Source organism: Shewanella denitrificans OS217 (genome assembly GCF_000013765.1).
Lineage (GTDB): Bacteria > Pseudomonadota > Gammaproteobacteria > Enterobacterales > Shewanellaceae > Shewanella > Shewanella denitrificans.
Genome location: NC_007954.1, coordinates 2,121,411 through 2,148,005 on the forward strand (window position 1 = coordinate 2,121,411; position 26,595 = coordinate 2,148,005).

28 protein-coding genes and 1 tRNA gene are annotated in these 26,595 nt (G+C 44.2%); 14 read left to right on the forward strand and 15 right to left on the reverse strand.

Annotated elements, in window-relative coordinates; genetic code table 11:
- Positions 1-63: 63 nt before the first annotated feature.
- The 10 genes from SDEN_RS09360 (at position 64) to SDEN_RS09405 (ending at position 11,709) form a co-directional block, all read left to right on the forward strand.
- On the forward strand, positions 64-1,491 hold the full coding sequence (locus tag SDEN_RS09360; protein ID WP_232279941.1) for a hypothetical protein: 1,428 nt from the start codon (positions 64-66) through the stop codon (positions 1,489-1,491).
- Positions 1,488-1,709, forward strand: coding sequence for a hypothetical protein (locus SDEN_RS09365; protein WP_011496237.1), 222 nt, complete (start codon positions 1,488-1,490; stop codon positions 1,707-1,709). The genes SDEN_RS09360 and SDEN_RS09365 overlap by 4 nt, the downstream gene beginning before the upstream one ends.
- A gap of 891 nt (positions 1,710-2,600) precedes the next feature.
- Complete coding sequence (uvrB, locus tag SDEN_RS09370; protein ID WP_011496238.1) at positions 2,601-4,631, forward strand: excinuclease ABC subunit UvrB; 2,031 nt, start codon at positions 2,601-2,603, stop codon at positions 4,629-4,631.
- Between the two features lie 57 nt (positions 4,632-4,688).
- Positions 4,689-5,045, forward strand: coding sequence for a MerR family transcriptional regulator (locus SDEN_RS09375; RefSeq protein WP_011496239.1), 357 nt, complete (start codon positions 4,689-4,691; stop codon positions 5,043-5,045).
- A 99-nt stretch (positions 5,046-5,144) separates the two neighbouring features.
- Positions 5,145-5,723: an NAD(P)H-dependent oxidoreductase gene (locus SDEN_RS09380; RefSeq protein WP_011496240.1), complete on the forward strand. Its 579-nt coding sequence runs from the start codon at positions 5,145-5,147 to the stop codon at positions 5,721-5,723.
- 257 nt (positions 5,724-5,980) lie between these two features.
- Positions 5,981-7,864, forward strand: coding sequence for an alpha-amylase (locus tag SDEN_RS09385; RefSeq protein WP_011496241.1), 1,884 nt, complete (start codon positions 5,981-5,983; stop codon positions 7,862-7,864).
- Positions 7,865-8,507: 643 nt separating this feature from the next.
- Positions 8,508-8,843 carry a hypothetical protein gene (locus SDEN_RS09390; RefSeq protein WP_011496242.1) on the forward strand — a complete coding sequence of 112 codons (336 nt, stop codon included), beginning with the start codon at positions 8,508-8,510 and terminating at the stop codon, positions 8,841-8,843.
- Between the two features lie 74 nt (positions 8,844-8,917).
- Positions 8,918-10,213: a dTDP-4-dehydrorhamnose 3,5-epimerase family protein gene (locus SDEN_RS09395; protein WP_011496243.1), complete on the forward strand. Its 1,296-nt coding sequence runs from the start codon at positions 8,918-8,920 to the stop codon at positions 10,211-10,213.
- Between the two features lie 621 nt (positions 10,214-10,834).
- On the forward strand, positions 10,835-11,119 hold the full coding sequence (locus SDEN_RS09400) for a hypothetical protein (protein WP_011496244.1): 285 nt from the start codon (positions 10,835-10,837) through the stop codon (positions 11,117-11,119).
- 257 nt (positions 11,120-11,376) lie between these two features.
- A complete protein-coding gene (locus SDEN_RS09405; protein WP_011496245.1) occupies positions 11,377-11,709 on the forward strand; it encodes a YciI family protein in 333 nt (110 codons plus the stop codon).
- Positions 11,710-11,984: 275 nt separating this feature from the next.
- Here the strand turns inward: SDEN_RS09405 and SDEN_RS09410 are convergent, their stop codons facing one another.
- From SDEN_RS09410 to punR, 6 genes are all read right to left on the reverse strand, one after another.
- On the reverse strand, positions 11,985-12,323 hold the full coding sequence (locus SDEN_RS09410) for a TusE/DsrC/DsvC family sulfur relay protein (protein WP_011496246.1): 339 nt from the start codon (positions 12,321-12,323) through the stop codon (positions 11,985-11,987).
- Positions 12,317-12,613: a sulfurtransferase complex subunit TusB gene (gene tusB, locus SDEN_RS09415; RefSeq protein ID WP_011496247.1), complete on the reverse strand. Its 297-nt coding sequence runs from the start codon at positions 12,611-12,613 to the stop codon at positions 12,317-12,319. Before tusB ends, SDEN_RS09410 begins: the two co-directional genes overlap by 7 nt.
- The gene (tusC, locus tag SDEN_RS09420) at positions 12,613-12,969 is read right to left on the reverse strand and encodes a sulfurtransferase complex subunit TusC (protein ID WP_011496248.1); all 357 of its coding nucleotides are present in this window, start codon (positions 12,967-12,969) and stop codon (positions 12,613-12,615) included. Before tusC ends, tusB begins: the two co-directional genes overlap by 1 nt.
- Positions 12,970-13,028: 59 nt before the next feature.
- Complete coding sequence (tusD, locus tag SDEN_RS09425) at positions 13,029-13,418, reverse strand: sulfurtransferase complex subunit TusD (protein WP_041405745.1); 390 nt, start codon at positions 13,416-13,418, stop codon at positions 13,029-13,031.
- Between the two features lie 77 nt (positions 13,419-13,495).
- Positions 13,496-14,155, reverse strand: a complete 660-nt coding sequence (locus SDEN_RS09430) for a Bax inhibitor-1/YccA family protein (RefSeq protein ID WP_011496250.1) — start codon at positions 14,153-14,155, stop codon at positions 13,496-13,498.
- A 151-nt stretch (positions 14,156-14,306) separates the two neighbouring features.
- The gene (punR, locus tag SDEN_RS09435) at positions 14,307-15,209 is read right to left on the reverse strand and encodes a DNA-binding transcriptional activator PunR (RefSeq protein ID WP_011496251.1); all 903 of its coding nucleotides are present in this window, start codon (positions 15,207-15,209) and stop codon (positions 14,307-14,309) included.
- 309 nt (positions 15,210-15,518) lie between these two features.
- On the opposite strand from punR, the gene SDEN_RS09440 reads away from it, so the two are divergent.
- A tRNA-Ser gene (locus SDEN_RS09440) sits at positions 15,519-15,609 on the forward strand.
- Positions 15,610-15,976: 367 nt separating this feature from the next.
- On the opposite strand, the gene can is transcribed toward SDEN_RS09440, so the two are convergent.
- The 8 genes from can to SDEN_RS09480 form a co-directional block, all read right to left on the reverse strand.
- The gene (can, locus tag SDEN_RS09445) at positions 15,977-16,582 is read right to left on the reverse strand and encodes a carbonate dehydratase (protein WP_011496252.1); all 606 of its coding nucleotides are present in this window, start codon (positions 16,580-16,582) and stop codon (positions 15,977-15,979) included.
- A 185-nt stretch (positions 16,583-16,767) separates the two neighbouring features.
- On the reverse strand, positions 16,768-17,661 hold the full coding sequence (locus SDEN_RS09450; RefSeq protein ID WP_011496253.1) for an alpha/beta fold hydrolase: 894 nt from the start codon (positions 17,659-17,661) through the stop codon (positions 16,768-16,770).
- A gap of 20 nt (positions 17,662-17,681) precedes the next feature.
- Complete coding sequence (locus SDEN_RS09455; RefSeq protein ID WP_011496254.1) at positions 17,682-18,398, reverse strand: M15 family metallopeptidase; 717 nt, start codon at positions 18,396-18,398, stop codon at positions 17,682-17,684.
- A complete protein-coding gene (dapE, locus tag SDEN_RS09460) occupies positions 18,392-19,522 on the reverse strand; it encodes a succinyl-diaminopimelate desuccinylase (protein WP_011496255.1) in 1,131 nt (376 codons plus the stop codon). The genes SDEN_RS09455 and dapE overlap by 7 nt, the downstream gene beginning before the upstream one ends.
- Complete coding sequence (locus SDEN_RS09465) at positions 19,519-19,869, reverse strand: ArsC family reductase (RefSeq protein ID WP_011496256.1); 351 nt, start codon at positions 19,867-19,869, stop codon at positions 19,519-19,521. Before SDEN_RS09465 ends, dapE begins: the two co-directional genes overlap by 4 nt.
- Before the next feature lie 56 nt (positions 19,870-19,925).
- Complete coding sequence (gene crr / locus SDEN_RS09470; protein ID WP_011496257.1) at positions 19,926-20,435, reverse strand: PTS glucose transporter subunit IIA; 510 nt, start codon at positions 20,433-20,435, stop codon at positions 19,926-19,928.
- 56 nt (positions 20,436-20,491) lie between these two features.
- Entirely contained in the window at positions 20,492-22,228 is a 1,737-nt protein-coding gene (ptsP, locus tag SDEN_RS09475; protein ID WP_011496258.1) for a phosphoenolpyruvate--protein phosphotransferase, read from the reverse strand.
- Positions 22,229-22,301: 73 nt separating this feature from the next.
- On the reverse strand, positions 22,302-22,559 hold the full coding sequence (locus tag SDEN_RS09480; protein ID WP_011496259.1) for an HPr family phosphocarrier protein: 258 nt from the start codon (positions 22,557-22,559) through the stop codon (positions 22,302-22,304).
- 262 nt (positions 22,560-22,821) lie between these two features.
- Between SDEN_RS09480 and SDEN_RS09485 the strand changes: the two genes are divergently transcribed.
- The 3 genes from SDEN_RS09485 (at position 22,822) to SDEN_RS09495 (ending at position 25,872) form a co-directional block, all read left to right on the forward strand.
- The gene (locus SDEN_RS09485; RefSeq protein ID WP_011496260.1) at positions 22,822-23,613 is read left to right on the forward strand and encodes a DUF3334 family protein; all 792 of its coding nucleotides are present in this window, start codon (positions 22,822-22,824) and stop codon (positions 23,611-23,613) included.
- Positions 23,614-23,737: 124 nt separating this feature from the next.
- Positions 23,738-24,775, forward strand: a complete 1,038-nt coding sequence (locus SDEN_RS09490) for a LacI family DNA-binding transcriptional regulator (RefSeq protein WP_011496261.1) — start codon at positions 23,738-23,740, stop codon at positions 24,773-24,775.
- Positions 24,776-24,906: 131 nt separating this feature from the next.
- Entirely contained in the window at positions 24,907-25,872 is a 966-nt protein-coding gene (locus SDEN_RS09495; RefSeq protein ID WP_011496262.1) for a DUF808 domain-containing protein, read from the forward strand.
- A gap of 22 nt (positions 25,873-25,894) precedes the next feature.
- Here SDEN_RS09495 and SDEN_RS09500 read toward each other — a convergent pair whose 3' ends face one another.
- Complete coding sequence (locus tag SDEN_RS09500) at positions 25,895-26,236, reverse strand: hypothetical protein (RefSeq protein ID WP_011496263.1); 342 nt, start codon at positions 26,234-26,236, stop codon at positions 25,895-25,897.
- Positions 26,237-26,595 lie beyond the last annotated feature (359 nt).

A 26,595-nucleotide genomic window follows, 5' to 3' on the forward strand; every position in this document is an offset into this window, starting at 1 on the left:
TTTTTTAACCAAGCTAGATGGAGAATAACCCAAATTAGGATCTGAAGGCTGAGGATATTGGCTGTGATTAGCTTAATGTACACTCAGCTTGATTGGTGTACCCCGCTGCAGCGCATGAATGTCAATGTGGCCAGGTGGTCGCAATCACAGCCAAAGGAGCAGCTAGCAAGCTTACTATGGCGCCAAGTCCCAGGCACTCAAATTTGCCAAGGGATAGCATACAGTTATAAGGGTCAACGGGGGTTTGAATATTCACTGCCTTGGGGGCCGCATCAGCCGCAGTGGATTTGTTCGACTCGCTATATTCCGCAAACAGGCAAGATAACTATGCGCTTTGGTGAGCCGTGGGCTAACTCACAGAGCCCTTTAGCGCTGAGCTTTACCATTGAACCCAAAGTGTGCCGTTTTGACGATGGCGGCGGCCTAATCGATGCACATCCAAACTTGCCCACTATAGATTTTAAGATCCCCATTGAACCCCAGATTAGAAGGAGCTATCTCATGGAACCTCAGGTGAGTTGTATTCGAGTTCGAGACGGTTTGGTTGTGGTATTAAACTCTGTTTCAATCTCTACATCTAGAAGTCAATGGACCAGTACCTGCAGTCTTTCGTTTTCTTCTAGGTTAGATGCTATGCATGCAAATAATGAGCTATTGAAAGTGTCCATTAACGGTTATGAGTTCTTTTTGCTATGCGAGGCATCTTCATCATCAAAAATATTCAATGCAGAAACCTACAGTGCAACAGGAAGAGGCCGGTTAGCCGAACTTGCAACCCCTTATAAGAAGTTAGTTAACTTCGTAAACCATGAGACAAGGAGCTTTCTGGGGTTGATGGCCGATATCATTGCTAACTCTGGCTGGACAGTAACCGGCGTGATAACAGACTATCCAGTGCCTGCAAATAGCTTCAGCTATGCAAACAAAACGCCCGCTGAAGCAATTAATTTCATGGCAAGTGCCATAGGAGCCATGCTCGATATAAATGATGAGACTCGGACCATAAATGTCATTCCACAATGGCCTGTGGTGCCGTGGGATACAAGCAGTGCTATCCCTGATGTTATCTTACATGACAGCGTGATTTTAGAGTTTACTGAGCACCTAGATATTCGCCCTGAAGCCAATGCGGTGTTTGTTCGTGGCGAGCAGCAAGGCGTAGCAGTGAAAGTGAAACGCTTCGGGACCGCTGGCGATAACTTTGCTGCTGATATAGTCGATAAGTTAATCACAGATAACCAAGCCGCTAGAATGCGTGGCACGACTGAATTAGCCAATGCGGGTAACAAAATACAAAGCAGTATTCGCACTAAAATTCTGCATGACTTGCCACCAATCCGGCCAGGCATGTTAATAGGGGTAAGGAAGGGCGCTGAAGTGTTTAAATCCGTCTGTGATGCCTCAACCATTACCGCCAATGTTAATAGCGCTAATGGTCAAGTAACGGTTAATCAGACCATCAGTTTATTGCGAAATGAGAACACAATATGAGTAATATTTATCAGCGTTTAGCAAACCTAAACCCTAAGGCTCAACGAGCGGTTGCTACTGTGGTTTCAGTGAACAATGGCACCACGGCAGTACAGCATGCCGATGGCAGCCACCAAGTGGTGTTGGGGGATAGTATACCCAGCGGAAAGGTGTACATATTGGATGGCCAAATCCAAGGCCAGGCCGCTGATTTACCTTTTTCAGAAATAACTATTTAGAAAAGTGCTACCTAGATAGCTATCAAAATTCCTAGACTATTAACTGATGTTTAATGAGCATTTACTAAGGGGCTCAAAATGCAATTTTTAAACGATTTTGGTTTAATAGGTAGGTTAGGGTATACCTATACAGTCAACTAGGCTGTAAACGAAGATCGCGAGAGCATAGCGCTATATAAAGGCAGCTTGTGCCGATAAGTTTTCATTTTGGATGAATTGGCTAGCAAAATTATCCTATAAAGATAGGACTAGCGAGTTTGCAGCCGTTAAGCTCAAAATTAAATTTCTCACTTTAGGTGAATCCGTTTCTCAAACTCGGTGACGCGCTACACCCTAGCAAATAAACTGCCTGAAAAAACTCAAAAAGAAAGTTTATTACTTGCGGCATAATTAACATGCGTCATTTTCTTCTGGCCCAAATCCCGCACCCTGATTGACTTAGCATGAGTTATCCACTATTTCTGTGGATAAACCTGTGAATTACTCCTGTTTATCGGCTGCAAACCCCTGTAATCCTTGGCTCGGACTTAGATTTGATAATTTCAACTAAGGAAAATTATTTACTTATTTATCAATGTGATACTAAATGCAACAAGTTTTATTACTGACAATTATTTTACTTGACTTACAAACAGTACTGTTGTGGCCTTTTTGTGTATTAAATTGGCTGAAACCCTGATATTTCGCTTGAAATTTGTGCATTTAAGCTAAAAGTGAGCAGTGTTGAAAACTTTCAATCAATCCCGCTTTTATACTGTCAAATGCAGCCTTTTTCTGCTAAATACGCTAGGATACTCAGGCTCGATTTCCAACCGAACCTTATTGATAAATTGCTTGCTGGGTTTAACAACGAATCGATTATTTCTTTTGCTTGTGTAAGGAATTTTTACTGTGTCTAGCGCCAAATTCGATCTTCATTTCCCATTCCCACCCGCTGGGGATCAGCCTACCGCTATTCGTAAATTAGTCGAAGGCTTAGAGGCGGGACTTGCCTGCCAAACCTTGCTTGGGGTGACAGGTTCGGGTAAGACTTACACCATAGCCAATGTCATTAAAACCATGGGGCGGCCCACCATCATCATGGCCCCGAACAAGACATTAGCGGCCCAGCTTTATGGCGAGATGAAGGAATTTTTCCCCAATAACGCCGTCGAATATTTCGTGTCTTATTATGACTACTATCAGCCCGAAGCTTACGTGCCAGCCTCCAATACCTTTATCGAGAAAGATGCCTCGGTTAACGCTCACATTGAACAAATGCGTTTGTCTGCCACAAAAGCCCTGCTAGAACGCAAAGATGTGGTGTTAATTGCGTCTGTTTCTGCTATTTACGGTTTGGGAGACCCAGACTCTTACTTGAAAATGCTGCTGCATCTGCGCCAAGGGGATCCCATGGGGCAGCGTGATATCTTGCACCGTTTGAGTGAGTTGCAATATAAGCGCAATGACATTGAGTTATCCCGCGGCACCTATCGTGTGCGCGGTGAAGTGATAGATATTTTTCCTGCAGATTCCGAGCGTGATGCCATCAGGGTAGAGCTCTTCGATGATGAAATTGAGCGGCTAAGCGAATTTGATCCCTTAACGGGTCAGATTAAAAAACGTCTAGCCCGCACCACGGTTTACCCTAAGACTCATTACGTGACCCCAAGGGAAAAAATAATTGCTGCCACCGAGTTCATCAAGGAAGAGCTGCGGGAGCGGCGTCAGCATTTGCTAGATAACAATAAATTAATTGAAGCCCAAAGGATCACTGAGCGGGTGCAATACGATGTGGAAATGATGGTGGAGCTAGGTTATTGCTCAGGCATTGAAAACTACTCCCGCTATCTCTCGGGTCGGACTCCTGGCAGTGCACCGCCGACTTTGCTGGATTATTTACCCAGTGACGGCTTGCTGATTATTGACGAGTCCCATGTCACAGTGCCGCAAATTGGCGCCATGTATAAGGGCGATCGCAGCCGTAAAACCACCTTAGTGGAATATGGCTTTCGCTTACCCAGTGCATTGGATAATCGGCCGCTTAAATTTGAAGAATTTGAACAGCTGATGCCGCAAACCGTGTTTGTGTCGGCGACCCCAAGCCAATATGAGTTCGATAAGAGTGCAGGGGAGATTGCCGAGCAAGTGGTGCGCCCCACAGGACTGTTAGATCCTGTGTTGGAGATAAGACCTGTAGCGATACAAGTGGATGATTTATTATCAGAAATTGCTAAACGAGTGGCAGTTAATGAGCGTGTTTTGGTCACCACACTCACCAAAAAAATGTCTGAAGATCTTACCGATTATCTCGATGAGCACGGGGTCAAGGTACGCTACTTACACTCAGACATAGACACAGTGGAGCGAGTGGAAATCATTCGCGATTTACGCTTAGGCAAATTTGATGTGCTAGTGGGTATCAACTTGTTGCGTGAAGGATTAGACATGCCGGAAGTGTCACTGGTGTGTATTTTAGATGCGGATAAAGAAGGCTTTTTGCGCTCAGAACGTTCACTCATTCAGACCATAGGCCGCGCTGCCCGCAACATTAACGGCAAGGTTATTCTCTATGCCGACAGGGTGACCAAGTCTATGGCCAAGGCCATCGAAGAAACTGACCGACGCCGTGAAAAGCAGCACCAGCATAATCTTGCCAATGGCATTACTCCCAAGGGGGTGGTGAAATCCATTACCGATGTCATGGATGTGGGTGATGAAAACTCCACTACAGGCTATCGGAAAACCGCGCCTATGCCAGGCAAAGTAGCCAGCAAACCAGGTCAATATGACGATCTTAACAGCATTTCTGAGCTGAGCCGTGCCATTGAAAAGCTTGAAAAGCAGATGCTACAACACGCAAGAGATCTGGAGTTTGAACAAGCCGCAGCGCTTCGAGATGAAGTCCATGCCCTGAGGGAGCGGATCATCAAGATAAGCTAAGCTAATGGCTTACTTTGTTTTCATCCACTTTGCATTCATTAATAGAAGATTAGTCCTATGTACATAGGTGAAGTATCAAAAAAAACGTCTCTGTCCATTAAGGCCATCCGCTTCTATGAGGCCAAAGGCTTGATCAATCCCCCCCAGCGGCTAGGGCGTTATCGGGTTTACCAAGCCGCCGATGTTGATCTGCTTATACTGATTAAACAAGCGAAGCAATTAGGGGTTAGCTTATCTCAGTTAAAGGGGGTCATAGTCTACCAAGACGGTAAGCTTGATTGGTTGAGAATAAAACTGTTTTTGGCGGAGCTTAGAGTGCAGTTGCAGGCAAAAATTGCTGATTTAACGGCAAATATAGCCAATATTGATGAATGTAGCCGTCAAATAGACACTGAGCACAGCCTGAGTGACTGATTAACACTTGCCAACTGTCGTTAATGAATATGGCCCTTGACTCTGCCCTTAAGGGGAGACACTAGACTCGACTTAGTGTCATTTAATCAAGGATCAATAATGTCAAAACGTGTGCTGGTGTTAGTTGGTAACCCAAAGGATAAGAGTTTTTCAAATCATCTTGCGAAGGTGTATGTAAACGCGGCTGAAAAACACTGTGAAGTGCGTTTATTTCGACTCTGCGACATGCAGTTCAACCCAGATTTAGCCGTTGGTTACCATGATAAACAAGCGTTAGAGCCTTGCCTGCTGGCGTTCCAACAGGCATTAGTGTGGTCAGAACATCTGGTTATCATCACCCCCATTTGGTGGGGCGCAATTCCGGCCAAGCTGAAGGGGCTCTTCGATAGAACATTGTTACCTAATTTTGCCTTTAAGTATCAAGCGGGTAAATCAATCCCGATAAAGTTACTCAAGGGGAAAACCTCAAGACTTATCATGACCATGGACACCCCGCCTTGGTATTATTGGCTAGTGCAGGGCGCGCCAGCGCTCAAGCAATTAAAAACAGCCACCTTGGCGTTTTGTGGATTTAAATCGGTTAAAAGCAACATGCTTGGGCCAATCATTAACTCAAGCGAGGCCGCAAGAGATAAATGGATTAAGGCTATTGCTCAGTTGGGGCGAGCTGCCGAGTAAGCCTATTCGCTGGCGACTGAGGTTTTACAGTCGCCAATGCGTTGCTGCTAACCTTCCACATAAGCATTACCTTCCTGTGATTGACAGTGTTAACACGAGATGATCCTTGCCGCATTAATACGCCTTGAGTTTGAGCTCAGCATGATATGCATACGTATTCATACCTCAAAAATTGTGCTTAAGCTTCGTCATTCCTCAGCCTGTGCTAATTTAATTATCAACTTTTAACATTACAGCAACACTTGCAAGGATCCCTGATGGCGGCTTCAAATACAAAAATAATAATCAAGAAACGCACAAGCTTTAGGCTAACCTTCGCCCTCGTGGCGGGTTTGTCTGCCTTAGGGCTTAGCAGCAGTGCGAGCAGCGCCGAAAACGGCGTCATGATGCAGTATTTTCACTGGTACACCCCAGCCGATGGCAAGCTTTGGACTCAAGTTCAACAAGAATCCAGCGCACTAGCCGCGGCGGGATTCACCGCATTATGGCTGCCGCCAGCCTACAAGGGCGCATCCGGCGCCTTAGATGTGGGCTACGGTGTATACGATATGTACGACTTAGGCGAATTTAATCAAAAAGGCGCTGTACGGACAAAATACGGCACTAAATCTCAGTACGTCAGTGCCATTAATACAGCCCACACACAGGGGCTGCAAGTGTATGGCGATCTGGTGTTTAATCACAGAGGCGGCGCGGATGCCACCGAATCTGTCACGGCGGTGAGGGTGGCGCGGGATAACCGTGATAGGGAATTTGGCGCCGATGTGCAAATCGATGCCTGGACACGATTCGATTTTACCGCTAGGCAAAATCAGCATTCTGCATTTAAGTGGCGTTGGTATCATTTTGATGGGGTTGATTGGGCACAGAACCTGACTGAGAGTAACATTTTTAAGTTTCGCGGTACGGGCAAGGGCTGGGACTGGGAAGTCGATACAGAGAATGTTAATTATGACTATCTGATGTACGCCGATCTCGACTTTAATCACCCAGAAGTGGTGCAAGAATTAAAAGATTGGGGCGATTGGTATCTATCGCAAACTCAAGTGGATGGCTTTAGGCTGGATGCCATAAAGCATATTCGCTATGAATTTTTTAATGATTGGCTCGATTATATGCGCGCCAATAGTGGTAAAACCCTGTTTACTGTGGGCGAATTTTGGAGCTATGACACAGCAAAACTGCATAATTACATAAACAAGACCTCGGGGCGTATGTCCTTGTTTGATGCGCCATTGCATTTAAACTTTCATCAAGCCTCAACCGCCAATGGCAATTACGATATGCGCCGTATTTGGGATAACAGCTTGATGAAAGAGCAGCCCAATTTAGCGGTAACCTTAGTGGAAAACCATGATACTCAAGCCTGTCAGGCGCTGGCTTCTCCAGTCAATGATTGGTTCAAACCTTTGGCCTATGCCTTTATTCTGCTTCGAAGCCAAGGCTACCCCAATGTGTTTTATGCCGACTACTATGGCGCCAATTACACCAGCTCAGACAATAGTTGCAATAATAGTGTGATAACTATGGTGTCCCATAAAACGAAAATCGATCAACTGCTAAAAGCCCGTAAAGATTATGCCTATGGGCCGCAAATTGATTATCTGGATCATTGGGACATCATAGGTTGGACGCGTCTTGGCGATACTAGCCACCCCAAGGCCATGGCGGTGATAATGAGTGATGGCGCAAGCGGCACTAAATGGATGAATGTAAATCGAACGTCAACCCGTTTTATGGATATTACAGGCCATCGCAGTGAAACCGTGACGACTAATGCCGATGGATGGGGGCAATTTCCGGTTAATGGCGGCTCTTATTCCGTGTGGGTAGAGCAAGCAACATCAACAAGCACAGTAGCTGTGACCTTTAATTGCAATAATGGGGTGACCTATGCAGGCCAAGATGTGTATGTAGTGGGTAATCAAGCCAATTTAGGCAATTGGAATACGGCAGCAGCAATAAAATTATCACCCACAGGCTATCCCAGCTGGAGCGGGACAATCAATCTACCCATGAGTAAGGCTATAGAGTGGAAATGCATTAAAAAATCCGCAACAGAGGTGGTTTGGCAAGGTGGCGGCAATAATACCTATACCACGCCAAGTAGCGGTGTGGGTAGCACGAGTGCGAGTTTTTGACACAACACAAATTTACAATCAAGTGAAAGGTTAACCCCACTTATGGTGTAAGTCATAAGTGGTATATTAACAATTAAATTGTGACTCAAACTGACGATTGCGAATATATTAATCTCATTTCAACATCATCGAATGACACTTAAGCTTGTGCCGCAACTCATTAAATCTTAACAACTCACCAACATGTGTGAGTTAATCCTTCGAAATTTTACGCTGATAAATGCAGTGAAATGCGCATTTTCACTGAGTATTTTTGTTCATTGTTCGCCTATATCGACAAAAGCGAAAATCATAATCTACAACTATGGTTATACACGGTGGCTGTGTTATTAACCCTGCAACACATCAGATGGAACTGACTGAGTCCCTTCCTCAACAAACCCTTGGCAGATTAATTTAACCGCCATCCATTGCTTATCAATCAGTAAATAGACTCTAAGCATCTAATTTCACTACAGATAATTCTCTGTGCGGCTTTCGTCGGTTAAAAAAGACGAATGCCCACAATAAAAAATACAGAAACATACATTTAATCAAGTGTTTACTGAGTAGTTAAATGAATTGGCTGCTGAGTAATATTGCCGAAGTACATAGACCTAAGTCGTTCTATGTGGCGTCATTTATACATAAAAAGGAGAAATTTATGTCTAAATCTAATGTTTGTGGCAAGGATTTTTTTGCCAGTTTGTATGAACAAGAGCAGGTTATGCCATCTGCAGAATATGATCGCGTCGTCTCTAGATTAGCCGTTAAGGCAGGCAGCAATACCATGTTTGGCGATCAAGCCCTGCAGAGTTTGTTGGTGAACTTTGTGACTGAAAATGCGACCACCCTCGAAGAGGTCAAAAATTTGAGAGCGGCGCTGGCTGGAATTAAGCAAATGGCGATTAGTTCCATCGCTAAGTCCTTCCCCAAAGCCAATATTGAGGAGCTCATCTGTGCTGCTACGGCAGCTGGATATGATGTAAAAGTGCTGTGATCTAAGCATGCTGTGTTCTAAGCAAAGTTGGGTCCTCGAGACCTCTTGGGGACCCGTTTATAAGGAGAGATAAAATGGATAATGATATCTACTTTGCAGAAATTGAAGGCCTATGCCTGTTGTCTAACTGGTTCGCCTACAATGGTGGAGACTCTTTTGTTATTCCTTTTGCCACCACTCACCCAGTAAATCTTGTGTATCATGGCTCTGGAAAATTCGATTATGGCCATTATGGAATACATTTAGGCCAAGAGGATAGGTTAGTCTTTTTAGGTAATAAGAGTAATACAGTCACCGCCATGTTCATCGATTGCAGAGTGAACTCTCGCACCTTTAAATCACGCTTCATATTAGAAATTGAACCCAGCTCAAAGAGAATGCTGTGCATACCTCCCGGCATAGCTCATACCTTTGAAGGGTTAGAAAACATCAATACCATCAATCATTACAACTTGTATCTGCCAAAGCCAGAAGATTGGCTAGAAGACAAGACTCGCTGGGATATGGATGGCGATATCATTAATATCCCAACGGATATTAATGATGATGACATACCTGAGCTTATTCCCAATTCATGTCCCGCCTCAGATCTGTTTTACCAAATTATTTCGGCTCAGCAACGAAATGCATTACAAAATAATCACTTTATGCATGCAGAGACGGAAAATGTCGATTTTGATGACGGCAGCAGTGCACTGATTTCGTTCAGAGAACCATCAAAATCACAGCAAACAGAGAAAATGCCACAATCGGCTATTCAAGGTTTGCAATGGCAAGCCCATTTAGCACTACAAACGGGCACAGCCTCAGGGATAGTTCCTATGTTAGACCCCCACGCGTTTTATATCGTAGATCATGGCGGCGATAACTATACCCATGATGCCTATGGCATTCATTTGCATCAACAAGACAGGTTAACCTTTGTCGGTGACGTGAATAAGAAAATAATCCTTAATCTGGTTGATTGTAGAAAAGGCTCGGCCACGTTACACGCCAAAGAGCGGTTGGAGTTTAGCCCCAGCCCCTTACATTACTTAATCATTCCACCAGGTGTGGCTCACAGTTTCGAAGCATTGGAAGAGGTGTTTACCATCAATCGCCCAGCAGTTTTTTCAAAGGACTGGCAATCCTACGATTCGGGTAATGATGTCATCGACTGGCCATTGAGCAATGAAGACTATCCAGTGTTCGAGGTGACTGACGAGGAAGTTCCACAAGAATTTTATAACAATCAAGTGGTGGTGCAAAAAGATCTGATGAGTAAGCCCGTTGAAGCAACCCCCATTGTATTGATGACAAAAGATACCTCGGGAAAAGAAATCAAAGTCAGCCTTAGAAAACAGCAGTCTCGTCAGCCGGCGCAAGCCTAGCAAGGCGCAACAAAGAGAGGTCAGCACAATACATTTACGTATATAACCTCAACTCGGGTTAAGAGATGAATAAACGTTATTAAAACCGTTAAACTTTAAGTGCTTAGGTTCAAACTTGAACTTTGCGCCGATAACAAGGCGAATTTACGCGTCAATAGCTAGTCTATTGCAAGTGAATTCAACACAGTTAGCGGTGAAAAGGGCTGTTTGGTATACATTTATTATCCCGAGCTGAGGTTATATATGAAGTGAAAGACAAGCAAAACTAGCCATAGCCCTCAGACGCACTCGGCAAGAGACATTTAGAAATGGATGCTAATTTAGTGCAGTGCTAGGACAGGCTCATGATATTTCAATGTATTTACTACGTTCAACATGGAGTTAACTATGAGTTCCAGCACTATAAGTTCCAACAATATGAAACCCAGCAATTCAGGCGTCCCTGAAGCGCAATTGATTATCGATTTATCAAACGGATTTGGCAGCGACAACATCGGTCTATATTTATGTCGTAGGGCAGGTTTCAGGTACCCAAGACACCTTTTATTATTTGATAGCAATTTTATGCCGCAGATAATGTCGATTTAGGACAACAAGCAAGCAGCAAAAACTTTCCCCGTTATGAATGAATTGCCAACAAAAGCACAGCAGAGCATTGCAGAAAACTATCCACTGCCATGGGCCGACTGGGGCATTCCTGTAGGTGTTGGCTGCAATTTAATACTGAATTTAGGCGCGATTAACACTAGCAATATACCAACCTTAGGTACTTGGGCCGCGGCATTTAGTGGGCGAATTCACCTGTCAGTAGGCGTGCCAAAACTTCCCTTTACGGTGCAAAAAAATGACTATACCGCGCCAGTGTTTGGCGGCGTATCCGGCATGAGTGGTTCATTGGCCCAATAGGATTGGATTGAGTTTTCTTACACCAGCATGTCACAAAGGCTGGTTTTATTATGGCATAAGGAAAGCTGTATTCATCTATGCATAAGCCAGTATAACCATTAACTAAATTTATGAGAAACAGAGCTTTACTTCAAGGGGATAGCAGAGGTAGGCTAATTTGAGTTTGAGTTTGAGTTTGAGTTTGAGTTTGAGTTTGAGTTTGAATAGAAAAGTTAACGCCCACAGTTATTTCATCAATACCTCTTTCAGGAGTTTTTATGTTCATCATAACCTTAAGCTACAAAGTAGAATTAGCTGAAGTTGAACAACATATCCAAGCTCACATGGCATACATAGATCAATATTACGCCTCTGGCCACTTCCTTGCTTCTGGGCGTAAAGTGCCTCGTACCGGTGGGGTTATACTGGCTCATGGTGCTTCGAAGGAGGAGATAGATGACATCATTAAACTTGATCCTTTTTATATTGCCGATGTCGCCATATTTGAGGTAATTGAGTTTATTCCCACTCGAACGGCAACAGCACTTGAAGCTATTAATACCAATCGTATTAATTATCTGCTCATTCAGCGGGAGTTCAAAGGGGATTAATTAAGGCGGAGGCTTGAAGGCATAGTGGTGCTATGCCAAAAGTCTTCAACGCAGAGAAATCCCCTTTGAAACCCGCCCCTCGGGAACGTCTCAAGCATTCCACTTCATCGTTACATTAATTTGAAAGGGAATAACCCTTACTGCATTAATGCGCCTTGAATTGAAAAGCTTGAGGCGCTCTGATAGAACACATAATTAATGTGATTGGTATAAGATCGATGTCTAATTTTTGCCAAATAATCTTTACCCTTAAGAAAGGTCAATCACCTTTAGGATCACAAGCATTTAGCGGGCTTGGGAAGGCCAGCAATTTTGGTGGCTTGTTTCGCAGGCCCTATGGGGAAGAGGGTATAAAGGTATTTAGAATTGCCTTTATCTGGCCCTAAGCTTTGGCCTAAGGCTTTCACTAACACCCGAATAGCGGGGCTGGTTTTATATTCCAGGTAAAAATGGCGCACAAAATGGATGACTTCCCAATGTGCTGGGGTTAAGTTTATGTCCTCACTGGCGGCAAGGACTGGCGCAAGCTCGGGCTCCCAGTCATTAACATTTTTAAGATAGCCTTGTGGGTCGACTTCAATCTGCTGACCATCAAATTCAATGTAGTTTACCAAGTGATCACCTTTTGGTGGCTTAATGTTTGAGCCACAAACTCATCATAATTGAGCAGTTGTAACTGGGGTAAGTTTTCTGTTGGCATAAGTGAGCTCAAGCCGCGAGCGGTGACATCATCTTCCAATGCAAATAAGGCCATGCCTTTGAGCTGGGCTTGCCATGTTGGCATTAACAGGCAATTGACGGCATCACCCATAAGCAAAATACTGTCACTTGGCTGGATTAAGCACAAGCAAGTAGAAAGGGCGTTATCTTGAGACGCTGAAGTTTGGATTAAATGTAAAATCATCAGTAGACCATTATCTCATCGGCATGATTAATTAAGGCTTTTATGTCATCAAAGCTGGCAGCAGTGGCATGGATGGCCAGTTGCTCATTGCGTAAACCTAGGGCCTTGAGCGATGCTTGGCACACTAACACGGTGTCTATGTCATACAAGCTCAGGGCTTTTAACGCGGCAATATAGTCTTTGCTACCGCTAAGTTCAGGATTTTGAGATGGCAAAAGGTGCAGCACCGCCTCCATGGTGAAGACTAGGCTCACTTCTTGCTCAAAGCTTGCGCTTAGCAAGGCAAAATCTAATCCCTCTCGGGCGCTACTCGTGCCTATGGGGCTTTTTCTAAATATGATGGTGATGCGTTTCATGGCTTATCCGTGATGATTAAACTAAAGGCACTTGATGCAAAAGCTAAAGCCGCATAAGGCTAAAAACACACCAGACGTTCGGCTTGCTCTATGCCCGCCACCAGCTCGCCCAGACCGCCCATGGTAAAGCTCGTTGCTGCGTTCCATTGGGGCTTAGCATTATCTAACGCATCTTGGGGCGATAAAATCCCACGGCGCCAAGCGGCTGAGACGCAATTAGTCAGTGTTATCTGATGCGCTTCACTCAAAGCTTGCCAGGCGGTATGAATATCGAATTCATCCGATGCCGGCGTGAGCAATGCATTGCTGTTGTAAACGCCATCTTGATAGAAAAACACACCTACTATGGTATGGCCTTGAGCTAGGGCGCTTTGGCAAAATTTTAGGGCGCGAAAACTGCCTGTGCTGCCATAGGCGCCGCCATTGACTTGGATAAGGAACTGACTCATAACCTTGTGTCTCTCAAAAAATGCCATAAAAAATGGCCCAAGTGGGCCATTTTAACCTAAATTTTCCCTATTTGGGATCAATCATCGCTGCCCATACCTAGAAGGTGCAGTAGGCTGATAAATAGGTTTAAGAAATTTAAATACAAAGAAATGGTTGCACGAACATAGTTGGTTTCGCCGCCATTCACGATACGGCTGGTATCGTACAGGATAAAGCCTGTCATCAATAAGGCGACACCGGCGTTCAGTGCCATGAACATCACACTACTACCGACAAAAATATTGATAACGGCAGCCGCTATTACCACGATTAAGCCTGCAAATAAGAAACCACTCATAAAGGAGAAGTCTTTCTTGGTGGTAAGGGCATAGGCCGATAAGGCAACGAAAATAACCGAGGTAAGACCCAGCGCTTGCATGATAAGTGAAGAGCCGTTAGCCATACCAGCGTAGTGATTCAAAATATAACCCAGTGACGCCCCTTCAATACCGGTAAAGGCGAACACCCAGAATATCCCTGCGGCAGAATCTGCTTTACGTAACGTCACAAACAGCAGCACTAAACCACCTATGGATAAGCCAATCGACATCATAGGGCCGATGTCGAGCATCATGGCAAACCCTGCACACAAGGCTGAAAATGCCAATGTCATCGACAGTAACATATAGGTATTCTTTAGCATTTTATTGACTTCAACCGTCGTTAAACTGCCATTAATTGTGGATTGTTGACTCATTGAAGGTCTCCTTGAAATATCTCGTTCATCTTAACGCTCACCTTAGCCGATAAAATGGGGGTTAAAAGTTATCTAAGCTGATGAAGTAAAAGGTAACATACTCAGACAAAAAAGTATCCTTTACTGGTATTTTTGCCGATCAAATCTTGTGCTAGGTTAACCATTGCTTGTGCAATTGTTCGCTGTCACCTAAATAATCTAAGATCCATGCCATGGCCGGACTCATTTGTGATTGATCCCAGGCTAGGCTGCATTGGGTATCTTTCTTAGGCTCGGCCAAGGTTTTTTCTAATAAGGCCCCAGACATAACGAACACGCTGGCTAAGTGGGCGGGCATATAGCCTATGCCTAGGCCTTCTCGAAAGCAGTTCAGCGCTCTTATCCAGTCAGGGACCACCAAGCGGCGTTGATTCTTCAGCAACCAATTGGCGCGAGGCGGTATATCTATGGCGGTGTCTTCTAAGCAAATGGCGGGGAAAGGCATGAGATCTTCCGCCGTTAACGGATGTTCAATTTCAGCCAAAGGATGATTTTTACTGACTAAGAACACCCATTCAATGGTACCCATATCGCGAATTTTGAAACTGCCGCCAACCGGTAAGGTGGCGCTAGCCCCTATGGCTAATTGACTGCGGCCACTAGATAAGGTTTCCCACACACCGTTATACACTTCTAAACGTATGATAAGCTCGATATCGCTAAACTGACGGTAAAAATCGGCGATAAGCACGCTTATTCTATCGGCGCGAACCATATTATCGATGGCAATCGAAATGGATGGCCGCCAGCCATTGGCCACTTTTTGGGTATCACGCTTAATGGCAGTGAGTTGATTGATGATCTCGCGGCTTTGATTAACAAAATGTTGTCCCGCGGGTGTGAGGCTGACACTTCTATGATGACGTTCGAACAAGATAACCCCTAAGTCATCTTCAATTTGTTTGACGGCATAACTCACCGCCGAAGGCACCTTGTTCAATTTATTGGCCGCAGCGGTAAAGCTACCCACACGGGCCACAATATCGATCATTTCTAAGGCTTGTTCTGAAAGCATTGGCTATCCCTTGCTATGAAAACGGGCAACTCATTAAAATCACAGCTGATAATACCAGACACTAAGGGAATTGATAGTAGAAGATCCACGTGGATGTTATAAGACGAACACTCAGTTTTGGCTACCTCATTGGCAGTGTCCAAAGGTTCAAAATAACCATTTTTTATCTGCACATTGGGCCGTTTCTGTATTAATAAGTCAAAATTCACTCATAATGCCTTGATATTGAGCAATTAAACTTAAGTCGGCAGAAAAAATACATTTCAGACTTTACACTCAGGTCAGCTAATTATATTATCTCGCTCGTTCGGAGGGATGGCAGAGTGGTCGAATGCACCGGTCTTGAAAACCGGCAAGGGTTTATAGCCCTTCTAGGGTTCAAATCCCTATCCCTCCGCCACATTCAACAAAAAAGCCCGCTATTTATAGCGGGCTTTTTTGTTTTTGGCGAAAGAAGGGGATTTGACCCCAAGGGTTCCTTTTTATTAGAGAAAGCTATCCCTCCTAAAGATAAAATCAAAAGCAACAAACTTAGCATATGTTAAAGCTTTTTTGCGTGTGGCCCTGCTAGATGAAGAGAGTAGAGCAGGGATTTGAACCTTGGATTCCTCTGGTAGTGTTCAAATTGCTGTGTCATTTCTTTAGAATAAACCAAAAAGAGATGATTTATGACTGCACCTACATTTGTTTATCAACCAACTTATTAACCGCTAATACAGCCCCGCTTCTTATTACTGTATTAGCGTATTTTTACTGCTAAGGCGATGTTAGCTGATGCAATCTCTAGTGGTGGTAACGTCAAGATCGGTTAATAAGCCATTGTTAACACCGTAGATCCAGCCGTGTACCGCAACGTCTTGTCCGCGATCCCAAGCTTCTCTGACGATAGTGGTGCTGGTGACGTTAGCCACCTGTTCGATAACATTCAGTTCACAGAGGCGTCTGAAACGTTCAGCTTCATCAAGTAGACTAAGCTCTGCTTCATGCATGCGGTAGATGTCTCGCAAATGCCCAAGCCAGTTATCAATAAGCCCAAGTCTTAAGTTGTCCATGGCGGCACGCACACCACCACAACCATAATGACCGACAACCATAATGTGTTTAACTTTGAGTACATCGACGGCGTATTGAATGACCGATAAGCAATTAAGATCAGTATGTATGACCATGTTAGCTATGTTACGGTGCACAAACACTTCACCAGGCATAAGATCGATAATCTGGTTTGACGGCACACGGCTGTCTGAACAACCAATCCATAAGTATTCAGGGTTTTGCTGTTTGGCCAGTTTCTCGAAAAAAGTGGGATCTTCTTTATTGATCCGCTCGGCCCAGAGACGGTTATTATCAAACAGTGGCTTAAGTAATCTCATAAAAGCTCAACAACCTTATATTTAACTTAACTTAAACAGTGGAGTTAACTGCTATTTTGGTTTGGGAGTATATCAGCATAGTTTGACCATCTGGTCTATCCATTTGAACGGGTAAATCCCTTGGCATTTATTCAACTGATTCAATTTGATGCCTGCAAGACCTTAGCCTACTTGCAACGGGTTAATCAGTGCTGCTGTAGAAATTGACTAATGAGTTGCTTGAGTTGCTCAGCTTGCTCTAAATGAACCCAATGGCCAGCATTTGGGATCTGTGTTAGTTGGCTGCCATCTAAGGTATCTTGCATTAGATAGGCTTCCAAAGGCGTGCGCAGTTTATTGTTATTTGACGCAAGAATAAGGCTTGGGAGGCAGAAACGTTCGACATCTTCTAAGGTATCGCGTTTGTAGATAGCCATGGGAACAAATTTAACTAATGCTGATAATTGCACTGCATTAATCTCAGTGAGTTGTTGCGCTAGGGCCGCCATTGCCTTATCACTGATTTGGCTATCAACTGAGGCGCTTTCTATTTCATTAGTTACTGCATTAGTGACAGTATCCGTTTTAACCGCTGTTTTTTGAGCTTGTGTGTTGAAAAATAGCGTGGCAATTTGCTTGGCTAATGCCGTAGAGATACCGTTATTCAGTTGAACTTCATCTAGCATGCCTTGGTACTTCACGCAGTTTACTTCGGGTTCAAAACCGATAAAACCATTTATCATCACTAAGGCATTGATGTTTTTCGGGCTTAATAATGCCATTTCACTGGCGATGGCACAGCCGGTTCCTAAGGATATTAAGCTGCAGCTATTGATGTTGAGCGCTGTCAACATGCTCAGCAATTGGCTAGCAATATCTTTAAGATTTGCGGTATTTTCTGGCATTGTTTGGCTGTCACCATGGCCCCATAAATCGATGGCGATGCAGCGATAATTTGCTTTTAGTGCATCGATTTGACTCTGCCATTGAACTTTATTGCCTAACAGACCATGGATAAACACTAAGGTGTTACCTTGACCTTGATCTGTGTAATGCAGCGGCTGGCCCGCGATGGTGAGTGTGTGACTGTGTGTTGTCATTATATTCTCGAGGTTTATGTTTAAATCTTATGGATTAACCCTGGCTGCGGGGCGACAAAACGCACATGGGAATCGACTATGCTGGTAAGTCGCGCCAGTAACGCGCCTTTGGGATTAATGTCACTTTGTTCAATCAGCTGATGCAAGGCGTGGCTATCGAAATTAGCTAAATAGGTCGCAGCCACAGGGAAATAACTGATATGCCAAGGCTCAGGACTGACGCCACTTAAATTGGCTTGAAAGGGGAAATAAAACCCATATTTGGGGCCATTCTCCATCAGCCACTGATGCAGAGCATAGCAGGGGCCGCCAAGCTGATATTCGTGACTTACCAGTTGTAATTCAGCCTTAGTAATGGCTTTAGCATCAAATACATCCAAGTCTGTGCCCCAATGATGTCGTGAGGCCCCAGGCAAGGCAGACCATAACAAGATGGCATCGATAAGTTCATCTGGGGTGAGGCTAAACGGATTAATGTCCTGCGAGTTTGCATCAAGTAGGCTGCGCTGACCATTGGCTTTTGCATTCCAAATGGCAAGTTGCCTGTCAAAGTTACGATAGGCTGAGCAAATGCACAATTCAAACCCGGCTAATAATGCCCCTTGCTTAAGATTGAGGAAGGCTTCTAGGGTGCGCCGTTCCATCAAAAAAGACTCATAGTTCACTAATTGGGTTTCGCTCAAACCATAAAGCTCTGGCTTTGCTATGACCTTGTCTGCATCGTCGTTACTTAGCACAAGAGTTTTTCCAAAAGCTTTTCATAGCAAAGAGCCAATTGCTCTAAATCGGCAATCTTTACACACTCATTGACCTTATGTATGGTGGCATTTACTGGACCTAACTCAATAACTTGGGCTCCGGTTGGCGCAATAAAACGCCCATCTGAGGTGCCGCCTGTGGTTTGTGGATCTGTATCATAACCTGTGACTTCACGAATGGCACTTTTAGTGGCTTCAAGTAACGGGCCATCTCCGGTTAAAAATGGCAGACCATTGAATACCCAGCTGATGTCATAATCTAGGCCGTGGGCATCTAAAATCCCAAGCACTCGCGCGATGAGCTCATCGGCTGTGACTTCGGTTGAGTAGCGGAAGTTAAACATGACCTCTAGGTTACCAGGGATCACATTCGATGCACCTGTGCCGCCATTGATATTGGCGATTTGGAAACTGGTGGGCGGGAAAAACTCATTGCCATTATCCCAGTGCATTTGCGCAAGCTCAGTCAGTGCTGGGGCAGCCTTATGAATAGGGTTGTCAGCAAGATGAGGGTAGGCCACGTGACCTTGCACGCCATTGACGGTTAAATTCCCCGTTAAGCTACCACGGCGGCCATTTTTTACGACATCGCCGAGTTTATAGGTGGATGATGGTTCACCAACGAGTGCCCAAGTAATTTTCTCATTGCGGGCTTCTAAGGTGTCTATCACTCGAGTGGTGCCATTGATGAAAGGGCCTTCTTCATCGCTGGTGATTAAATAAGCAATCGAGCCGTTATGATGCGGATGTTTAGCAACAAAACGTTCAGTTGCCACCAACATGGCGGCAAGTGAACCTTTCATGTCAGCAGCGCCGCGGCCGTGTAAATAACCATCTATGATGGTCGGCTCAAAAGGAGGAGTGTGCCAGCGGGCAAGATCCCCTATAGGCACAACGTCTGTGTGGCCAGCAAAACAAAAAACCGGTGCCTGTGTGCCGCGTCGCGCCCATAGGTTAGTGGTATCCTCAAACACCATGGGCTCTAAGGTAAAACCCGCCGCGGATAAGTGTTTACCCATCAAGGTTTGACAACCTTCGTCTAAAGGCGTTACAGACGGGCGGGCGATAAGCGCCATGGCAAGTTGGGTTACGTCAGTGCTCATTTGGCAAACCACGCTTGATAGTCTGTTAACTTGAATCCCAATAACACTTTGTCGTCTTTGACGAGCACAGGGCGCTTGATAAGTGTGGGCATTTCAAGCATAAGTTGCATTGCGCTTGCCTGATTTAATTCATTTTTCTGTTGTTCCGTTAATGCACGGAAACTGGTGCTGCGCTTATTTAATACCGTTTCCCAGCCAAGTGACTCCACCCAGTGTTGCAGTTGTTCTTGGCTTAAGCCATCGTCTCTAAAATCATGAAACTGCGCCTTGATATTCTCAGCCTCTAACCATTTACGTGCTTTTCTCACTGTGTCGCAATTTTTTATACCAAAGAGTGTCACTGACATTGAGTGTACCTTTCCTCATTAACGCTGAACTGTATTAAATGTTATATTTTAATAACTTAAAGTTGAACGGTAAAGATGATGTCTTTACCGGCGACCACACTGCCTTGCTCTTTATCTAAATATTTGATGTCTTCCATATTGGCAAGTACCACTGGGGTGAGCAGGCTATCGACTTCACTTCGAATGCTTTCTATATCAAAGCCGAGTATAGGCTGACCCATTTTAACCTCTTGTCCTTCGGCGGCAAGGCGAGTAAAGCCTTTACCTCTAAGTTCCACTGTGCCAACCCCTAAGTGAACAAATAGCTCTAACCCTAGTGGTGATTCAATACTAAACGCATGATTAGTTTCGAAAATTTTTCCTATTCGGCCATCAATCGGTGCAAGAAGAAACTCACCTTTTGGCATAATGGCTATGCCATCGCCGACAATTTTTTCGGCGAATACCACATCGGGTACTTTTTCTATGGCGACAATATCCCCCGATACCGGGGCGTAAACGGGAATGCCGCCTGTCACTTGGGGTTGCCCTGAAATAAGTCGTCGAATTCGGCTAAAAAAACTCATGATACCAGCCTCTTTATTGTTATTAATGGAATGCAATATTGTGTTTTTTAAAAGTGTTATTGATTGTAATCAGAAACACACTGAGCTAGGTCTAGCATCCTACTTTTGGACAGCGCGTCTTTACCATGAGCATAAAAGCCGCTATCACCGCCAAACTCACCTAAACACAGTGCGGCTTTCACTTCTAAAATCTGTCCCGGCGTAACACTGAGTTCATTAATACCAAGGCCCACGAGCAGCGGGGTTAATTTAGGGTCGCTTGCCAGCTCGCCACACAGGCTTATGGGCTTATTTTGTGCCTTGCAACATTCAACTGTCATGGCGATAAGCTTAAGCACAGGCGGTGACAGGGGGGAAAAGTTTTTGGTTAACGCTGAGTTAGTTCTGTCTACTGCTTGAGTATACTGGCTTAGATCGTTACTGCCTATGCTGACAAAGTCCAATAAGGGCAATAAACTGGGTAAATTTAATACTGCAGCCGGTGTTTCTATGACTATGCCAAGGCTGAGTTCACCAAATCCTTTTTCTTGCTCGATTAATTGCGCTTTACATAGCTCAATTTGGCCGATCAGCAGTTCCAGTTCTTCTAGCTGATTCAGCATGGGGAACATGAGCCTAATAGGACCATGATTAGCCGCCCTGAGCACAGCGCGCAATTGCGGCTGTAATAAACTGGGTTGAGCCAAACTGTAACGAATGCCCCTTAAACCTAAAGCAGGATTATCTTCTTTGGCTTGATTAAGACAGGGCAGCGCTTTATCGGCACCTATATCGAAGGTGCGTATCGTCAGTACTTGGCCGTCTAAACTGTGCAGTGCATCGCAATAGAGTTGATACTGTTGTTGCTCTGTTGGCACTTGCTTGGCATGAATAAGTAAAAACTCGGTGCGAAACAAGCCAACACCTTGGGCACCGGTATCGGTTAGCCTGAGCACGTCGTTTAAATCCCCCACATTGGCCCTGATGGAAACCTGGTGACCGTCACGAGTTTCACTGGGGCGGCACTTGTATTGGGCTAACGCTTGGCGTCTTTGCTGCTCTGCCTGATACTTTTGCTGCAATTTTGTTTGCAGATCTGGCGAGGGATCATTAAATAGTTCGCCAGCTATTGCATCTAATATTAATTTATCGCCATTTTTTATGCCAAGGTTTGAGCCTGAGTGAGGGCCATCTTGCCATTGACAGTTCACTAGTGTCGGAATATCCGCAGCCCTTGCAAGAATCGCGGTGTGGCTTGTAACGCTGCCAGTTTGCAACACTAATCCCTTGATAAATTGAAGCGGCAGCTGGCCAAATTCAGCGGGGGTTAAGTCTTGAGCCAAAATGATACAGTCTTGGGTGATTGCTGAAAGATCCAGGGCCAGATCACCATTAAGGGCGTTGATAAGGCGTTGTCCAAGGCTTCGAATATCCAAACTACGATTGGCTAAATAAGGATCGTCAAGCTGAGCTAATTCATCGGCTTGCTGGGTAAATATTCTATCAACGGCCACTTGAGCACTAAAGCGAAATTTATCAATGTGCTCATTAAGTGCATGATGCAACTCAGGATCTTCGAGTAAGAGTATGTCGGCATCGATTAACTCGAAGGTGTCTTGCTCTGGAGCAAAATTACCTTGGCAGTGGCGCAAGTGCTGGCAAAGTTGCTTAATCGCCCCCTTGAGTTTGATTTGTTCTTTGATAATGCCTGTAGGGGATATGAGTCGAACATCTAAAGAATGCTTGTGAGCCGGTATAAGCCGTGCTTCACCGAAGGCGATACCCGATGATACTAAGGTCCCTGTAATTGGCATAGCGGCTCCTTTTCTTTTTACAGACATAAACTTAACTTTAACAGCTGCGCTTAAGTTAATGAATACATGTGTTTTATTCTAAGCTTGAAAGCATGAATGCAATTTGATTGACCGCTGTTTCAGCCTGCACGCCTTGGGCACTCACAGTCACATCAACGCCTTGGTACAAACCCAAGGTTTGTAATTTAAACAGGCTCTTAGCACTGGCTTTCTTGCCATTACATTCGACAATGACATCACAGTCAAAGGTTTTCGCTTCTTTCACTATTAATGCTGCTGGACGAGTGTGGATCCCATGGGGGGCTGTGATGGTCAATGACTTTTGATACATAGATAAATGGACTCTTAAATTACAACAAACCGAATAATACCTTAATCTGGTGGCCCAACGTAACTGGCATTTAGCAGTTATACAATATATTCAATTCTTAAATTTCAGTTCTGGTATAAATGGCATTGTGAGTTACACTCAAGGCTTATGCTTACCATGACAAGCTTGATTTTATATTGGCTTAGTGGCATTTAAGTTTTGATTTTTTCACGTTTTAGTCGCAAGATTACCTCATATTTATCAATAGCTAGGTGTTTATACTATGAATTCTGCACAAATTGTCACCACAGATGATATTTTATTGAAACTGTGTCATTCGGTCTCACATGTATTGTCCAGTACCAGTGCTAGTCAAGTGACTCATGCAGGCATGGTGCAAACCATCAATCGTACTCGCCTCAAGCCTGACTTAGGTTGCTTCTCAATATTTGATGGGGGGTTTTCAGGTTTAGTTATCATTAACTTTTCAGCTGAAGCCGCGATTGAAATTTACCGCCGTTATATGATTAACATGGGCATGCCTGAAACTGAATTGGCATTTACGCACACATCCGATGATGTCGGTAATGTGATGGGTGAATTAATGAACCAAATTCTAGGGGACTTTATCGGTAAAGTGTCTAAAGAATTACAGACCTCTATCAGCCAGTCTCAACCCAAAATGTTAACCATAAATAAAGAGTTAACTATTTCGATTGATGCAAATCTTGATAACCCTGTGGCGCGAAGAGTGTCATTCAGAACTCAAAGCAACCATATTTTTTATCTTGAATTTGCTATGGATAACACAGAGTTTATTGCATCAGCTGAATTTGAAATGGATGAAGAATTTGATCCAGATTCTTTACTCGAACAGCATGGTAGCAGCTTGGCAGAACATAAGAAAAAAGCCAACAAAGCCCGTAAAGCGTCTAAGAAAGTGGCTAGTAAGCCCGCAGCAGCCTCACCTAAAAAAGCCACACTTGCGGTGAAGCCTGATAGGCTAAATAATCCAGAGGTCAAAGGCATTGTCGCTGATGATGCCGATGATTTATTAAGCGAACTGGGTCTGTAACTCAGTCAAAGGCTAGTGAAAAAACACTAGCCTTGCTAACTGCAATTAACGTTAACTTTTTATCCATAAAATTCTTTTTTATTTTTTGTCTACAAACAATAACAATTATAAGAGTCCAAGCAGCATGGCTTCTAAAGCGACCTCAATCGACATTGCTTACCGCGCCGGTGTGTCACAATCTACCGTATCCCGGGCCCTTCGCAATAGTCCTTTAGTTAACCCTGAAACCCGTCAGCGTATTCAAGCTATTGCAAAAGAGCTTAACTACAAGGTTGATAAGAATGCCAGTAACTTACGCACTCAAAATAGTCATACCTTAGCCTTGCTGATCTGTGAAGACCCTACCAACGATGACTCTCTCATCAATCCTTTCTTCCTATCTATGTTAGGCTCAATTACTCGAGCCACGGCGCAGCAAGGCTATGATTTGTTGGTATCTTTCCAACAGCTATCCAGTGACTGGCATGCCGACTATGAAGACAGTAACAAGGCTGATGGCATTATTCTGCTGGGTTATGGTGACTACATGGATTATGAACAAAAATTGCTTAAGTTGCTGGAGCAGGATACCCATTTTGTCATTTGGGGCGCAGAGCATAATAACAAATCTGTATTGTCGGTGGGGTGTGATAATCATCAGGGAGGCGTGAGTGCCACTGAGCATTTGTTATCTTTAGGCGTCTCAGATATTGCTTTTCTCGGGGATGCTTCTAGCCACAGCCCAGAATTTAGAGATCGCTACTTAGGTCATGTTAGTGCCATGAAGGCTAAAGGAATAAAAGCGGATAAACGTAAACAGTTTGATGCGATTAATACTGAGGCTTCAGGTTTTGATGCTGCCAATCTGCTATTAGATAAAGGGCTTAGCTTCGATGGTATTTTTGCTGCCAGTGACTTGATTGCTATTGGCGCAATGCGGGCATTACATCTTCGCGGGGTGCGAGTGCCAGATGATGTGGCCATCGTTGGCTACGACGATATCCCCGTGGCAAGTTTTGCCAATCCTCCCTTGACCACAGTAAAGCAAAATACACGCCTAGCGGGTGAAATTCTCGTGGATAGTGTGCTTAAGCTTATCCGTGGTCAAGCTGTGAGCCCGCAATTGATCCAAACTGAATTGGTGGTGCGTCGTTCCTGCGGCGAAAGCGACCCTAAAGCATAGCTGGTGTCTTATCTCGTGTGCCGCAAAACAAACATTAACCGATTTTACTTTGTCAGTTGCCAACATTAACAACAACTCAGTGACACATGTGTTAGCTCATTGAGTCACGACATCTATACTAAGGACAGATTATGGCTGGGGCAAGTTTACTCACACTATTAGATGATATTGCGACGATTTTAGATGATGTTGCCGCCATGAGTAAGGTTGCCGCTCGCAAGACTGCCGGTGTGCTGGGGGATGATCTGGCATTAAATGCCCAGCAAGTCTCCGGCGTGGCATCAGAGCGAGAATTACCCGTTGTTTGGGCTGTGGCCAAAGGCTCCTTTATTAATAAGCTGATTTTAGTCCCCGCCGCTTTATTGATCAGCGCCTTCTTGCCTTGGGCCGTGACACCACTTTTGATGTTTGGTGGTTTATTTCTTTGCTATGAAGGTGTAGAAAAACTGCATCATGGTTATCAGCATAGGCAGGCTAAAAAGCAATCATTAACGACAGCTGAAGATGCTAGCCAAGCGTTAAATACCGATCTAAAAAACTTAGCTCAATTCGAAAAGGACAAAGTAAAAGGGGCTATCCGCACCGATTTTGTCTTATCTGCAGAGATTATTGCCATCAGCCTCGGCGTGGTGGCCATGCAACCGCTACTCAATCAGTTTCTGACTTTAGCAGTGATAGCAGTAGTCATGACCGTCGGTGTCTATGGTTTGGTGGCTGGGATAGTTAAAATTGATGACTTAGGCTTATCCCTGAGTCAGAAAAAAGGTAATGGTCGCAAAATTTCGCTCTATCATGGCATAGGCCGCTTTTTATTGGCGGCGGCGCCTTATTTAATGAAGGCTCTGACCATCATAGGTACCATTGCCATGTTTATGGTGGGGGGCGGCATCTTAACTCATGGGCTGCACAGCGTGTCTGTATGGATAACGCAAGCGGCAAGCGCAGTGGCAGAATTAAGCCTTATCGGTCCTATCCTAGCTTGGTTTACCCCAAGCGTGCTTAATGCCTTATTTGGCCTAGTGGCGGGTGCATTAGCATTGACACTGATGAGTTTAATACAAGCGGGTTTCACTAAACTGAAAAAGGGCAATCGCTAAGGCCCACATTATATCTGTCGTATTAAAGCACTATCATGGCCAAAATAGCACTGCAGCTAAAGAAAATAGCCATGTCCAAATTATGGCGACTGAGAGTTAAATGCTGTTTTCCTTGTTTTAAAATGGCAATCAATTGATTTTGTTGAAATACCTGACAGGTCAGTAAATTGGTTTGCGGGTCAAGTTGCAGCTGAAGTTTACATGGCTTTCCGTCTTGTAGCTTTACATAGTGAGTGCTGTTGGGGCCGAAATTAATTTTGCTTGATACAGGTTTTCCATTTAACAATAAGCGCTCAACTCCAGACCAATCACTGGCTTGAAGTTCGATTTGATCAGAAAAAAAATCATATTGGAAACGTATCATAAGTCCTACCTTTACTTTCGCACTAGCCGTTAAAAACAGCCTTAATCAAAGCACTACAAAGCAGATTTATCCAATGCATGATGCAAAGAAAAACAGCAATAAAAGCTATCCTATTGAGGCGTAAGCGGATTTAAATTTTGGTTATTTTTACTGGTCAAATTAAGATCGTTTGCTAAGGCAGTAGTGACAAAACTGTCAAGGTGAAAGCAGATTTATACTGAGGATAAAGACCAACACTCTCAATTAAGTCATTGAATATTAATGAAAAAATGATACAAGAAATAATCTTGTAAACAAAAAGCCAATAACAGTGTGTTATTGGCTTTTTTCGTTGCAATAGACGAAACGATTGATCTTGT